This window comes from Streptomyces marianii (assembly GCF_005795905.1).
Classification (GTDB): domain Bacteria; phylum Actinomycetota; class Actinomycetes; order Streptomycetales; family Streptomycetaceae; genus Streptomyces; species Streptomyces marianii.
On sequence record NZ_VAWE01000001.1, the window covers coordinates 3,531,934 to 3,545,691 of the forward strand.

A 13,758-nucleotide genomic window follows, 5' to 3' on the forward strand; every position below is an offset into this window, starting at 1 on the left:
CGGAACGCGAAGGTTCCCGGGGCTAGCACGGAATATGCGGAACGCGCCAGACGGCTATGCGCCAAACGCCTTCGATTTCCCCTTGACCGGTTTGGCGCCGGCGAGGAGATGAGCCGGAACAAGATCCCGCGCGGGTTCCGAATACGCGACCGAGACGATCCTGTCGCCCTGGAACGTGAAGGTCGTCAGCGACGCCAGGGTGCACTGCCGCCGGCGCGGGTCGTGCCAGAGCCGGCGCTGCTCCACATGGCTTCGGACGATCCAGATCGGCAGCTGGTGGCTCACCAGGACCGCCTCGTGGCCGCGGGCGGCGTCCCGGGCGGAGCCCAGTGCGCCCATCATCCGCACCACCTGGTCCACGTACGGCTCGCCCCAGGACGGCCGGAACGGGTTGGTCAGGTGCCGCCAGTTGCCCGGCTTGCGCAGCGCGCCGTCGCCGACCCCGAAGGTCTTGCCCTCGAAGACGTTCGCCGCCTCGATCAGCCGCTCGTCGGTGTCCAGGGTCAGCCCGTGGGACTTCGCCACCGGCGCTGCCGTCTCCTGCGCCCGCTCCAGCGGAGAGGCCACCACATGGGTGACGTCGCGGTCGGCGAGGTGCTCGGCGACGCGGTCCGCCATGCGCCGGCCCAGCTCGGAGAGGTGGTAGCCGGGGCGGCGCCCGTAGAGAACGCCGTCCGGATTATCCACTTCGCCGTGCCGGATGAGATGGACGACGGTCCTTTCCGTATTCATACCCGTACCAGTCATGCCGTGGCCTCCGCGGCGGCGCGGGCGGCGGCGGGCAGCGCGGCGGCGATGCGCTCGACGGCGGCGTCGTCGTGGGCGGCCGACACGAACCAGGACTCGAAGGCGGACGGCGGAAGGTAGACCCCTTGGGAGAGCATCGAGTGGAAGAAGGCGTTGAAGCGGAAGGCCTCCTGGCGCTTCGCGTCCTCGTAGTCCCGTACCTCGCCATCGGTGAAGAACACCGAGAACATGTTGCTCGCCGTCTGGAGCCGGTGGGCGACGCCCTCCTTGGCCAGCGCGTCCGTGACCAGGCCCCGGACTGCCGCGGAGACCGCGTCGACCCTCTCGTACGCGGCGTCGTCCAGCAGTCGCAGCTGGGCGAGGCCGGCGGCGGTCGCGACCGGGTTCCCGGAGAGGGTGCCCGCCTGGTAGACCGGCCCGGCCGGGGCGAGGTGCCCCATGACGTCGGCACGGCCGCCGAACGCCGCCGCCGGGAAGCCGCCGCCCATGACCTTGCCGAAGGTCATCAGATCCGGTACGACACCGTCGACGCCGTACCAGCCGGCCTTCGACGTACGGAAACCGGTCATGACCTCGTCGGAGATGTACAGCGCGCCGTTCTCGGCGCATACGTCCTTGAGGCCCTGGTTGAAGCCGGGCAGCGGCGGGACGACGCCCATGTTGCCCGGCGACGCCTCCGTGATCACACAGGCGATCCCGCCCGGGTGCGCCCGGAAGGCCGCGCGGACCGAGTCCAGATCGTTGTACGGCAGCACGATCGTGTCGCCGGCCTGTGCTCCCGTGACACCCGGGGTGTCCGGCAGCCCGAAGGTCGCGACCCCCGAGCCGGCCGCCGCCAGCAGCGCGTCCACGTGCCCGTGGTAGCACCCGGCGAACTTGATCACCTTGGCCCGCCCGGTGAATCCGCGCGCCAGCCGGATCGCCGACATGGTGGCCTCGGTGCCGGACGAGACGAGTCTCACCTGCTCGACCGGGGCCACCCGGGCCACGATCTCCTCGGCGAGCGCGACCTCGCCCTCACCGGGCGTGCCGAACGAGGTGCCGCGCGCGACGGCCTCCTGCACGGCCGCGGTGACCTCGGGGTGGGCGTGGCCGAGGATCATCGGCCCCCAGGAGCACACGAGGTCCACGTACTCGCGGCCGTCCGCGTCCGTCAGGTACGGGCCGGTGCCGGAGACCATGAACCGGGGTGTGCCGCCCACGGCGCGGAAGGCCCGGACGGGAGAGTTCACGCCGCCGGGCGTCACGAGGGACGCGCGGTCGAAAAGCGTCTGCGAAACTGGGGCGTCATAGGGAAAGCTCACGGAATCCATGGTGTCAGAGGCACGCGACGTTCTTGCGGACAGGTGTTTCACCACACGTCCGTGGGGGAGGTCACTGTCACGATGATCGGGTTGCGCGGCGGGGGCCGTGCGTCCTAAAAAGCAGTCGGGTGGAGATATGCATCGCGGTGGCGGACTGGGCGAGGGGACTGACGACCTGGGTCCTGAGCCTGCCCGGCGTGGGAGGCACCGGAGGCACGAGGCGGGTGCGCCCGAGCCCGTGGAGAACAGGGGTGGCCGAGGTATGGGGGTGACCTACAAGTACTTCGGCGCGCCCGACGGCGCGACGGCCGCCCGAGTGCCGATCTCGATGCGCCCGGAGGAGCTGGGCGGTGACGAGCTCGGCATGGGCGGAATGTTCACCAAGATCAAACCCGAGACGATAGCCGCGATGGTCCTCACGGGTATCCAGGGCATGCCCCTGCACAAGGTCCCCCCGCTCGAGCTCGTGGTCCTCCACCCCGACTACGCCGTGGTGAAACTCCCGATGACGGTCGTCGACCCGCTGCGCGACATCGGCGAGGAATCGGTGGGCGCGGCCGCGTTCATCTGGTCCACCGTCCCGGACCGCGGCGGCCCGCGGGACGCGTTCAACGTCTACCAGCTGCTGCACGAGTGGCAGGACTTCTCGCACCGGTTGCACGAGGCGGGGCACCAGCCGTACTGCCTGGTGTGGCCCTGAGCGAGGTCCCGCGGTCCGGGGCGGCGGCCCTGGACCACGAAGGCCCGCGGACCGGGAGCCCGGCGGGCGCACCGCCCCGGGCCCCGGCCGCACGGTGGACCCCGCCGCGGCTCAGAGCCAGCCGTTGCGGCGGAAGCCCCTGTGGATCACGTGACACGCGACCGCGATGACCGCGAGCACGAGCGGATAGCCCCAGACCGAGCCGGTCAACGGCATGTGCTCGAAGTTCATCCCGTACGCCCCGCAGACCATCGTCGGCACGGCGACGATCGCCGCCCACGCCGTGATCTTGCGCATGTCCTCGTTCTGCGCGACGGTCATCTGGGCCAGGTGCGCCTGCAGGATCGAGTCCAGCAGCGCGTCGTACCCGTGGATCTGCTCACCGGCCCTGGCCAGGTGGTCGGAGACGTCACGGAAGTAGGGCCTTATCTCCGGGGCGATCAGCGACGCGGGCTGGTGGGCCAGGGCCTCCAACGGGCGGTGGAGCGGTGACATGGCCCGTTTGAACTCCAGCAGCCCCCGCTTGAGCTGGTAGATCCGGCCCGCCTCGCTGCGCCCGGCGGCGCCGCGGCCGGCGTGCCCCGAGAAGACGGCCGACTCGACCGCGTCGATGTCCTGCTGGACGGCCTCCGCGACGGCGAGGTACTCGTCCACGACGAAGTCCGCCACGGCGTGCAGTACCGATGACGGGCCCTTGGCGAGCTGTTCCGGAGCGGCTTCGAGTGCCTCGCGGACCGGTCCCAGCGAACCGTGCCGGCCGTACCGCACGGTCACCACGAAGTCCCGGCCTGTGATCACCGTGATCTCGCCCGTCTCCACCACCTGGGTGGTGGAGGCCACCTCGGCGTGCGCCGCGTGGCCGACCGTCCTGAAGACCGCGAGCACGGTGCCGTCGTACGGCACGACCTTCGCCCTGCTGTGCGCGTCGACGGCGTCCTCGACCGTGAGGGGGTGCAGCTCGAAGAGCTCGGCGAGTTCCTCGAACTCCTCGCGGGAGGGCTCGTGCAGTCCGATCCAGACGAAGCTGCCGGCGGGGTCGGCGCCGTTCTCCTCGCGGACCCGGCGCAACGCCTCCGCGGCCGGACAACTCCCGGCCTGCCGCACCCCGTCCGCGTAGCCCACGCAGTCGACGACGGAACTGCCGAGGGGCGACCGGGCCGGATGGCTGAGGTCGACCCTGCGGCGGTAGACGCGGCGCACCGCGCGGCCGAGGGTGTGGATCATCGACAACGCGGGCTCCCGGGCGGGCAGGTGGTGGTGCTTCCCCGGCCAGCCTCCCGAACAGGAAGTCGCTTGTAAACGACGGCGGGTGTGCGAGGCTCCGCGGCCGGGCGCCCGTGTCCCCCACCCGCCGCACGAGCCCGGTGCCGGGTGCCCTCGAACCGGTGCGGGACGGCCGTGCGCCGGAAAGCCGTCGTCGGGCCGGCGGCGGGAGCGCCGGCGAAAGTCCGGTGAGGGCCCTGAGGCGATCTTGCGTTCGCGGCGTCTTTCGTGCCGTGCACGCATGGTTACCGGACATCCTTTTGAGCGGTGAACCAACTCCAGCCGGGCGCCCCGGCTGCCGATGTCCGGACTGCGACCGCCGTGAGTCGCTCCGGCGTGCCGTGGCGGTCCTGACACGAGACACGAGTCTCCCGAGCCCGAGGAGGTCCGGCGTGGGTGACGTTCTGCTGGCCCTGTGCATCCCGCTGACGCTCTGCGCGAGCGGTCTCTACGCGGTGTGCGACAGCTGGTGGCGCCGCCGCGGGCGCGGGGTGGCGCCACGTCACCTGTATCCGGGCGTGTGCTCCTACGTATACGCCTACGAGCACCCCCGCGCGCACGCCGGAGCGCGCCTCGCGGAGCGGGAGATGCTCGCCGCCGCGGAGGAGATCGTCGACGAGGCCTACTCGAGGCTGGCCTGGCTGTACGACGGCACGTGCACCGGCGCGGAAGGCGGCATGAGCGCCGCCCCGGGCAGCGACCCGCGGCCGGCGCCGGCCGGGTCAGTGCGGACTCCACCCCGGATCACGGCCCGTCACGGCCAGCACCCGCGCGAACGGTGACGCGTCCGCCGGAACGCTGACCGCCTCCCCGAACGCGCCGTACCGGCGCGCCCGCGGCGCCATCTCCTCGACGGCCGGACCGAGTTCCGCGATCACCCCGGGATCCGGTGCATACTCCTGTCCGGTCGCGCGCGCCAGGTCCCACGCGTGCACGGTCAGATCGGTCAGCACCATGTGCCCCACTGTCCTCGCGGGAAGACCGAGCGCACCCGTGGTGCCCTCCTCCGCGCCGGGCTCGGCCCAGGCCTTGACCAGGCGCGCGCACTCGTCGGCGAAGGCCTCCCGCCAGTCCCCCTCCGCCGTGCGGTCCGGTGTCGCTGAGAAGTCGGTGCCCTGCTTGGCCGCCAGCGCCCGGAAGTTGACCACGACCTGGAGGAGGTGGTTGATCAGGGCGCGTACGTCGTACTCGGGGCAGGGGGTCGGAGCGGTGAGTGCGTCCCCGGTCACTCCGCGCACCACGGGTATGGCGCGCTCGGCGGTCGCGGCGAGCAGCTCGCTGATGGTTTTCATGCCGCAACGGTGGCGGCGCCGGACCCCGGGCGTCTTGAACAAACGCGACATAGGATCCCGCCATGGCGAGCAGGAGCGAGCCCGGAGGGGCCGGCGGGGCCCCTACGGCCGGCGGGCCGGGACCGCGGCGCGACACCCGGGGCATCGTCGACGCCCCGGAGCTGTTCGCGCGCGTACGGTTCCGGCGTCGCGAACCGGCCCCTCCCCTGCGCCCGTACCTGGAGCACTACTGGCTCGTCGACTGGGACCTGCCCGAGCCGTACATCACGCACGTCGTGCCCCATCCGTCGGTGAACACCGTCTTCCAGCGGTACGGCGACGAGGAACCGTGGGCCGAGGTCGCCGGCATCGGTCTCGGGCTCTTCACCCAGAAGCTGCGGGGGCGCGGGCGGGTCTGCGGTGTGCAGTTCCGGCCCGGCGGGTTCCGGCCCTTCGCGCCCGGGCGGCCGGTGTCGGCGTGGACGGGCCACCGGGTCCCCGCAGCCGACGTGTTCACCGCCGCCGGCGGGTCCGCGGGGGCAGCGCCGTCGATGGACGCCGCGGCCGTCGTCCTCCCCGAGGAGGAGGACGCGAGAGTGGCCGCCCTCGACGCCTTCCTCCTCGCCCTGCGTCCGGAGGCGGATCCGCAGGCGGACCACGCGATGGCCCTGGTCGAGCGGGTGCGCACCGACCGCACGATCCGCAGGGTCGCCCAACTCGCCGCGGCGGACGGGGTGACGGCGCGTACCCTGCAACGGCTGTTCGCCGCGTACGTCGGTGTCGGGCCCAAGTGGGTCATCCTGCGCTACCGCATCCACGAGGCGCTCGAGCGGGCCGAGGCGGACGGCCCGGCCGCAGACCCGGGACGCACCGTCGTGCCGGACGGGGGTACCGGCGCGGATGCGGCCGGCGCGCGTTCCCGTGGCGCCGAGCCGGACTGGTCGGCCCTCGCGGCCGAGCTCGGCTACAGCGACCAGGCCCATCTCGTACGCGACTTCACCGCGACGGTCGGTGTCCCGCCCACGGCGTACGCGGCGACGAGGACTCCGGGGTGAGTTCCCGGCTCGGGGCGTTGCCGGCCGGTCGGGCGCGTTCCGGGCACTGTCGGTCCGGGGGCGTACCGTGCGGGGCATGGACGACACGACACCGATCGTGCGGATCGAGCCCTGGTCGGAGGGCGACTTCGAGCTGCTCCGCGCCCTGAACGCGCCGGAGTCGACGGTGCACCTCGGGGGGCCCGAGCCGGAGGGCAGGCTGGCCGAGCGGCACCGGCGCTACATGGCTCTGAGCGCGGACCGGTCCGGGGCGGGGCGGGTGTACCGCGTGGTGCCGACGGCCGGCGGGGCGCCCGTCGGATCGATCGGGTTCTGGGAGAGGACCTGGCGCGACGGCGAGGTCTACGAGACGGGGTGGAGCATCCTTCCCGGCTTCCAGGGGCGGGGTATCGCGACGGCGGCGACGCTGGCCGTCGTGTCGGAGGCCCGCGCGGAGCACAAGCACCGCCATCTGCACGCCTTCCCGTCCGTCGACAACACTCCGTCGAACGCGGTGTGCCGCAAGGCGGGCTTCTCCCTGATCGGGGAGTGCGACTTCGAGTACCCGTCGGGCACGCCGCTGCGCAGCAACGACTGGCGTCTCGACCTCGGCGGGCCGGAGCCGGAACGGGACGGTCGCGGTGCGGAACCGGGCGCGGACGGGTCGGATCCGGAGGCGGCGGCGACCGGTTCATGAGCGGCGACGCATCCCGAGGCGGTGTCTGGTCCGCACGGGCCGGACCGAGGGAGAACAGGGCACGGTCCGGACGCGGGAGCCAGGGCGGTCGGCCGCCGGGAGGCGAGGGCCGGGCGGCGGGACGGCAGCCGGGGTCCTCGTCCGGGCGCGCACGCGTCCGGCAGGGCGCGCACGCGTCCGGCAGGGCGGCGCCGACCGCCGCCGCGCCGTTGGAAACCGCTGGCTGGGGGCGTCTGCCCGATGGCATGCTGGCGGCGTGAACGGACCGGAGATCCACATCAGCTTCGCCCCAGAGCTGCGGCTCTTCGTCCCGCCAGAGCGCCGGAACGGGCGGACCCCCCTCGTCACGGACGGTTCGTCGAGCCTCGGGCACGTCGTCGAGTCGCTCGGGGTCCCGCTCACCGAGGCCGGGCGGATGCTGGTGGACGGAAGCCGTGTGCGGACCTCGTACGTCCCCGCCGAGGGCGAGCACGTCCAGGTCCTGGGCGTCGAACGCCCGCAGCGGGTTCCCGGCGCCCCTCTCCGGTTCCTCCTCGACGTCCATCTGGGGACCCTCGCCCGGCGGCTGCGGCTCCTGGGCGTCGACGCCGCGTACGAGAGCGAGGACATCGGTGACGCCGCGCTGGCCGCCCTCTCGGCGCGCGAGCAGCGCGTGATGCTGTCCCGGGACCGGGGACTGCTGCGCCGCCGCGAGCTGTGGGCCGGGGCGTACGTCTACAGCGACCGCCCCGACGACCAGCTCCGTGACGTACTGCAGCGGTTCGCGCCCGCTCTCGAGCCGTGGACCCGCTGCACGGCCTGCAACGGCCGTCTCGCGGACACGGACAAGGCGGCGGTGGAGCACCACTTGGAGCAGGGCACGCAGCGTTCGTACGACGTGTTCGCACAGTGCACGGCCTGCGAGCGGGTCTACTGGCGCGGCGCCCACCACGCCCGGCTGGAGGCGATCGTCGAGGGCGCGATGCGCGAGTTCGGCGGCGCGATCGCCTAGCTAGTGCCGCATCAGGCAACGTTCGCCCCGTCGCGGCGCCCGGCACGGCGACTCGCGGCGTTGCCGAAGCAACCGAGTAGGCCCACCACGAGGTCGATCCGGCGCCTTGCGATCTACCCGCACCGGACGCCGCTCCTTGACGGGCAAACCCTGCCTGACGCGGCACTAGCGCCCTGTGAGGTTGAGGACGCGGTCGCCTCGTCGCGCCCCTCTGGACGCGGTCGCCCCGTCGCGGTCGCCGGCAGGCCACGGAGCCACCGGCGTCCGTCGGCGCGGGCGCGCCGAAGGCCGGTGCCCGGCCGCTACGGGCCCTCGGCGGTGAGATACCGCTGGATCGTCGGGGCGAGCCACGCGATCACCTCGTCCCGGGTCATGTCGACCGCCGGCGGGATCCGCAGCACGTAGCGGGCGAGGGCCATGCCCAGGATCTGCGAGGCGGCGAGCGCGGCCCGGCGCGGAACCTCTTCCTTTACGGGGCACACCCCGTCGGCGATGGGCAGCAGCTGTCCCCGGAACACCTCCGCCATGCGCTCGGCGCCGGCGGCGTTGGTGACACCGACGCGGAGCATCGCCGTCAGCACCTCGTCGTGCTCCCACCGGTCGAGGAAGTGGGAGACGAGCACGGCGCCGATGTGCCGTCCGGGCATCGCCCCGAGCTCGGGAAACCGCAGGTCGATCTCGGAGGCCGCGGCGAACAGCCCCTCCTTGTTGCCGTAGTACCGCATCACCATCGACGGATCGATCGCCGCGTCCTTGGCGATGGCACGGATGGTGGCGCGCTCGTACCCGTCCGCGGCGAAGCGTTCACGGGCGGCTTCCAGGATCGCGGCGCGGGTGGCGTCGGAGCGGCGCGGGGCGGGAGGTGGTTCCGAGGTCATGCCAACAAATGTAGGCCAACGAGTGTTGACATGCCAGCACGCTCCCGCCTAGCGTTGCCTACAAGCGTTGGCCAACATTCGTTGACCCGCAGGCGCCGACCCCTGGCGGGAGATGGACATCGGCTCCCTCGGCGCCCGAGTGCTCACAGGAGGCACGCAATGACCGACCGAACCCGCACCGACCGGACCGCAGACCGCAACACCACTACCCCCGCCGCCGCGGAGACGGACGTGACGGTCGTAGGGGCGGGACCCACGGGGCTCCTACTCGCGGGGGACCTCGCGGCGGCCGGCGTCCGCGTCACCGTCGTCGAGCGCCGGCCGCCGACGCGGAGCAACCTGACCCGGGCCTTCGGGGTGCACGCACGCACCCTCGAGCTCCTCGACGCCCGGGACCTCGCCGACGAACTGGTGTCGAAGGGCACGCCCATCACGGGCCTGCGGCTGTTCCGCCGGCTCTCCCTCGATCTCTCCCGGCTGCGCTCCCGCTTCCCGTACCTGCTGATAGCCCCGCAGTACGAGGTGGAGCGGCTGCTCGAGCGCCGTGCACGCGACGCCGGGGCCGCATTCCGGTACGGCACGGAACTGTGCGGCCTGCGCCAGGACGCCGGATCGGTCACCGCCGAGCTCCGCGAGGAGGACGGCGGAGACTCGACGCTGAGCTCCCGCTACCTCGTCGGCACGGACGGGATGCGCAGTTCGGTGAGGCAGTCGCTCGGTCTGCCGTTCCCCGGGGTCTCGGCCATCCGCTCGATCCTGCTCGCGGACGTACGGCTCTCCGAAGAGCCGGAGAACCTGCTGACGGTCAACGGCACGGGGCGGGCCTTCGCCTTCATCGCCCCGTTCGGCGACGGGTGGTACCGCGTGATGGGCTGGCGGCGCGACCGCTCCCAGCCGGACGGCCGGCCGGTGGAACTCGACGAGGTGCGCGATGTCGCCCGCGAGGCCCTCGGCACCGACTACGGCATGCGGGACGCCCGCTGGCTCTCCCGCTTCCACAGTGACGAGCGCCAGGTCCCCGAGTACCGCCGGGGCAGGGTCTTCCTCGCCGGGGACGCGGCGCATGTGCACTCCCCGGCGGGCGGCCAGGGTATGAACACCGGCCTTCAGGACGCGGCGAACCTGTCCTGGAAGCTCGTGGCCGTCCTCCGCGGCGACGCCCCGGACCCCGAAGGGCTCCTCGACACCTACCAGTCCGAGCGGCACCCGGTCGGTGCCCAAGTGGTGCGCAGCAGCGGGGCGATCGTACGCCTCGCCATGGCGCACTCACCCTTCGAGCGCCTCACCCGGGCCCTGGCGGCGAGCTTCCTCAACGCGGTCCGGCCCGCGTCGGACAGGGCGATGGGCGTGATCTCGGGCACAGGTCTCTCCTACGGCGCCCCGCGCGGCGCACACCGGCTGACCGGCAGGCGCGCCCCCGACCTCTCGCTCCGGGAGGGCCGGCTCTACGAGTTGCTGCGCAAGGGCGAATTCGTCCTGGTGACACCGGACGGCGCGGACACGGCTCCACCGGCGGCGCCCGGCCCCGTCTCCAGGGCCCACTGGCGCGGCCCGGACCGCACGGCCCTGCTGGTCCGGCCGGACGGATACATCGCATGGGCCCGGGGCTGAGAGTGCGGGACGACGGCGACGCTCATGGCGTCGCGGCGCCCCGGCGCGGACGCGCCCCCGCGCCCTCGCGCCCGGTCACCGCGGCCGGACGTGCCAGGCTGACCCCATGGTCGTCGCCCGCTCCGTCCTCCTGTTCGCCGTCGCCGCCGTCTTCGAGATCGGCGGCGCCTGGCTGGTCTGGCAGGGCATGCGGGAGCACCGGGGCTGGCTCTGGATCGGCGCGGGCGTCCTCGCGCTCGGCGCGTACGGGTTCGTGGCCACGTTCCAGCCGCAGGGTGACTTCGGACGGGTTCTGGCAGCCTACGGCGGCGTGTTCGTCGCGGGCTCGATCGCCTGGGGCATGGTGGCCGACGGCTATCGTCCCGACCGCTGGGACGTCCTGGGCGCCCTGGTCTGCCTGGCAGGCATGGCGGTGATCATGTACGCGCCGCGCGGCCGGTGACCTCTGCCTATCCTGACCTCTGCCATCGATCAGTTGCCCGAGGAGCCGTCATGACCGCCACGCCCATCGCCGTCGTCACCGGAGCGAGCAGCGGAATCGGCGCCGCCACCGCACGGGGTCTCGCCGCGGCCGGCTACCACGTGGTCCTCACCGCCCGGCGCAAGGACCGGGTCGAAGCCCTCGCCACCGAGCTGACGGACGCCGGGCACCGGGCCACCGCCCGCCCCCTCGACGTCACCGACCGTGCCGCCGTCGATGCCTTCGCGGCCTCCCTCGACGGCACCGGCCCGGTGAAGGTCCTGGTCAACAACGCGGGTGGAGCCCTCGGCGCCGACCCTGTCGCGACCGGCGATCCGGCCGAGTGGCGCCAGATGTACGAGGTCAACGTCATCGGCACGCTGAACCTCACACAGGCCCTGCTCCCCGCACTCACCACCAGCGGCGACGGCACGGTCGTCGTCCTCTCGTCCACGGCCGGCCACGGCACGTACGAGGGCGGCGCGGGCTACGTCGCCGCGAAGCACGCCGAGCACGTCCTCGCCGAGACCCTCCGCCTGGAGATCGTCGGCACGCCGGTCCGTGTCGTCGAGATCGCTCCCGGCATGGTCAGGACGGAGGGTTTCGCGGCCACGCGCTTCCGGGGCGACACCGAGAAGGCCGCCAAGGTCTACGAAGGCGTGGCCGAACCGCTCACCGCCGAGGACGTCGCCGACACCGTCACCTGGGCGGTCACCCGCCCGCCCCACGTCAACATCGACCTGCTGATCGTCCGTCCCCGGGCCCAGGCGTCGAACACGAAGGTCCACCGGGAGCACTGACCATCCTCGGGATGAGGGGAAGCGAGTCCCGTCGCCGGGACTCACGCTCAGCCCTGTGCCCCGAACCGTGTCGGGCGCGCTGACCCCCGCTTTCGCGACCGCTCCCGGACCTCGCGACCGCCGGCCTCCGCGGCCCGGCCCGTCCCGTCCCTTTGGTTCGGCCATTCGGCTGCGGTCTGCTGGCGTGCCCCGTCAGGCCGCGATGGTGTGGAAGCGGTTGTGCACCGGCCTCCAACACCTGGGCGGCATCGGGTGCTCAGCTCTTCTCAAGGAAGGGCGGAACATGCACATACCCGGACACAAAGCGGGCCGTCGGCACCACGCGGCGGCCCTTGCCGCGACGGTGTTCTGCTCGACGCTGTTCGTCGGGCCGGACCTCGCTCCGGCCGACGGCGCGCCCCCGCCGTCGGCGCACGCCCCGAAGCTGGACTGGAACCCCTGCGTCCAGGGGAGTCCGTTCGACTGCGCGACGGCGAGAGTGCCGCTCGACCACGCGAAGCCGGGCGGCCGCACCATCGAGCTGGCCGTCATCAGACGGAGGGCCACCGACCCCGGACGCCGCATCGGCACCCTGTTCTTCAACCCCGGAGGCCCGGGTGGGCCCGGCACGGTGCAGATGCCGCAGAACTACGAGGCCTTCCCCCGGGAGGTACGGGAGCGGTTCGACATCGTCAGCTGGGACCCCCGGGGAATCGGCAGCAGCACCGCGGTGAACTGCTTCGGCAGCCGCGCGGAGGAGGACGCCTGGGCCTCGGGCAAACCGGCCGGCTTCCCGGCCGGCGAACAGGAGCGGACGGAGTGGATCGCCGCGTACAAGGACCTGTCCCGCCGCTGTCGGCAACGCGACCCCGAGTTGCTGCGCCATGCGTCGACCGCCGACACCGCTCACGACCTCGACCTGCTCCGCGAGGCCGTCGGCGACGCGCGGCTCACCTATCTCGGGATCTCCTACGGGACGATCCTCGGCGCCACCTACGCCAACCTCTTCCCCGCCAAGGTCCGCGCGATGACCCTCGACAGCAACATCGACCCGCGGGCGTGGACCAACGACGCCTCCGACAACGCCCGGCTCCCGACATTCCTGCGCATGGGATCGGACCGCAGCGCCGCCTCGACCCTGGACAGGTTCCTCACTCTGTGCGGATCCACCACCGTCTCCCGCTGCGCCTTCTCGGCGGGGAGCCCGCAGGCGACCCGCGGCAAGCTCGACCGGCTTCTGGAGAGACTCCGGGAGCGTCCAGTGGGCCCGTGGACCTACGGCCGCACGGTCGGCGACGTCGTGAACGGGCTCTACGTCGTCCAGCCCGGCTGGACGGACCTCGCCCGCAGACTCCAGGACCTGTGGCAGGGCCGCGCTCCGGAACCGTCCCCGCTCCCGCCCGCGCCTCCGGTCCCGCATCCGGACCCGTACCTCGGCGACGAGCAGGCCGCCGCGGTGCTCTGCGGCGACAGCCCCAATCCACGTGACCCCGGGGTCTACCACTCGCTGGAAGAGACCGCCGCCCGCCGCGCGGGCCACGCCGGTCGCTTCTGGACCTGGGCGGCCGAGGGGTGCGCCACCTGGCCCGCGCTCGCCGCGAACCGCTACCGCGGCCCGTGGAACAGGAGGACGGCGCACCCCGTCCTGGTGGTCGGCACCACCTACGACCCCTCCACCCCGTACGCGAACGCGCGTGCCATGGCGGACGAGCTGGCGAATGCCCGTCTGCTCACCCACGACGGGTACGGACACACCGCTCTGCTCAACCCCAGCGCCTGTGTGCAGGCGCACGAAAGCCGGTACTTCATCGAGGGCACCCTCCCTCCGGCCGGAACGACGTGCCACCCGACCACGCCCCCGTTCTCCGCTCCCAGGCCGAGCGGCGGCATCGCCACCGGCGGCGGAGGACTGGCCGGCACGCTCCCCTGAGCCCTGCAGAGCCGGCGGTCGTCCCACGCCCCGGGCCGTCGCCGGCCCGAGCGGCTCCGGCGCGCGCCGGACCCACGGCGCCGGCCGCCCACG

14 protein-coding genes are annotated in these 13,758 nt (G+C 72.9%); 9 read left to right on the top strand and 5 right to left on the bottom strand.

Features of this window, described 5'->3' with window-relative positions; genetic code table 11:
* Positions 1-54: 54 nt before the first annotated feature.
* Positions 55-747, bottom strand: a complete 693-nt coding sequence (locus FEF34_RS15840) for a histidine phosphatase family protein (protein WP_138053769.1) — start codon at positions 745-747, stop codon at positions 55-57.
* Positions 744-2,060 carry a glutamate-1-semialdehyde 2,1-aminomutase gene (gene hemL, locus FEF34_RS15845; RefSeq protein WP_138053770.1) on the bottom strand — a complete coding sequence of 439 codons (1,317 nt, stop codon included), beginning with the start codon at positions 2,058-2,060 and terminating at the stop codon, positions 744-746. The genes FEF34_RS15840 and hemL overlap by 4 nt, the downstream gene beginning before the upstream one ends.
* A gap of 127 nt (positions 2,061-2,187) precedes the next feature.
* Here hemL and FEF34_RS15850 point away from each other — a divergent pair, with 127 nt between their 5' ends.
* Entirely contained in the window at positions 2,188-2,751 is a 564-nt protein-coding gene (locus FEF34_RS15850) for a hypothetical protein (RefSeq protein ID WP_138053771.1), read from the top strand.
* A gap of 111 nt (positions 2,752-2,862) precedes the next feature.
* On the opposite strand, the gene FEF34_RS15855 is transcribed toward FEF34_RS15850, so the two are convergent.
* Entirely contained in the window at positions 2,863-3,975 is a 1,113-nt protein-coding gene (locus FEF34_RS15855) for a magnesium and cobalt transport protein CorA (protein ID WP_138057509.1), read from the bottom strand.
* A 431-nt stretch (positions 3,976-4,406) separates the two neighbouring features.
* Here FEF34_RS15855 and FEF34_RS15860 point away from each other — a divergent pair, with 431 nt between their 5' ends.
* Entirely contained in the window at positions 4,407-4,796 is a 390-nt protein-coding gene (locus tag FEF34_RS15860) for a hypothetical protein (protein WP_234042410.1), read from the top strand.
* On the opposite strand, the gene FEF34_RS15865 is transcribed toward FEF34_RS15860, so the two are convergent.
* Complete coding sequence (locus FEF34_RS15865; protein ID WP_138053772.1) at positions 4,737-5,306, bottom strand: TIGR03086 family metal-binding protein; 570 nt, start codon at positions 5,304-5,306, stop codon at positions 4,737-4,739. The genes FEF34_RS15860 and FEF34_RS15865 overlap by 60 nt on opposite strands.
* 62 nt (positions 5,307-5,368) lie before the next feature.
* On the opposite strand from FEF34_RS15865, the gene FEF34_RS15870 reads away from it, so the two are divergent.
* The 3 genes from FEF34_RS15870 (at position 5,369) to FEF34_RS15880 (ending at position 8,007) form a co-directional block, all read left to right on the top strand.
* Positions 5,369-6,340, top strand: coding sequence for a helix-turn-helix domain-containing protein (locus tag FEF34_RS15870; RefSeq protein WP_138053773.1), 972 nt, complete (start codon positions 5,369-5,371; stop codon positions 6,338-6,340).
* A 76-nt stretch (positions 6,341-6,416) separates the two neighbouring features.
* Positions 6,417-7,016 carry a GNAT family N-acetyltransferase gene (locus FEF34_RS15875; RefSeq protein WP_138053774.1) on the top strand — a complete coding sequence of 200 codons (600 nt, stop codon included), beginning with the start codon at positions 6,417-6,419 and terminating at the stop codon, positions 7,014-7,016.
* Between the two features lie 256 nt (positions 7,017-7,272).
* Positions 7,273-8,007, top strand: a complete 735-nt coding sequence (locus FEF34_RS15880) for a Mut7-C RNAse domain-containing protein (protein ID WP_138053775.1) — start codon at positions 7,273-7,275, stop codon at positions 8,005-8,007.
* 302 nt (positions 8,008-8,309) lie between these two features.
* Here FEF34_RS15880 and FEF34_RS15885 read toward each other — a convergent pair whose 3' ends face one another.
* Positions 8,310-8,885 (bottom strand): TetR/AcrR family transcriptional regulator, encoded by a 576-nt coding sequence (locus tag FEF34_RS15885; protein ID WP_138053776.1) that lies wholly within the window; start codon positions 8,883-8,885, stop codon positions 8,310-8,312.
* A gap of 159 nt (positions 8,886-9,044) precedes the next feature.
* Between FEF34_RS15885 and FEF34_RS15890 the strand changes: the two genes are divergently transcribed.
* The 4 genes from FEF34_RS15890 (at position 9,045) to FEF34_RS15905 (ending at position 13,665) form a co-directional block, all read left to right on the top strand.
* On the top strand, positions 9,045-10,496 hold the full coding sequence (locus FEF34_RS15890; protein ID WP_138053777.1) for an FAD-dependent monooxygenase: 1,452 nt from the start codon (positions 9,045-9,047) through the stop codon (positions 10,494-10,496).
* Between the two features lie 106 nt (positions 10,497-10,602).
* Positions 10,603-10,938 carry a YnfA family protein gene (locus tag FEF34_RS15895; RefSeq protein WP_138053778.1) on the top strand — a complete coding sequence of 112 codons (336 nt, stop codon included), beginning with the start codon at positions 10,603-10,605 and terminating at the stop codon, positions 10,936-10,938.
* Positions 10,939-10,988: 50 nt separating this feature from the next.
* A complete protein-coding gene (locus FEF34_RS15900; RefSeq protein WP_138053779.1) occupies positions 10,989-11,756 on the top strand; it encodes an SDR family NAD(P)-dependent oxidoreductase in 768 nt (255 codons plus the stop codon).
* A gap of 283 nt (positions 11,757-12,039) precedes the next feature.
* Entirely contained in the window at positions 12,040-13,665 is a 1,626-nt protein-coding gene (locus FEF34_RS15905) for an alpha/beta hydrolase (protein WP_138053780.1), read from the top strand.
* Positions 13,666-13,758: the final 93 nt, after the last annotated feature.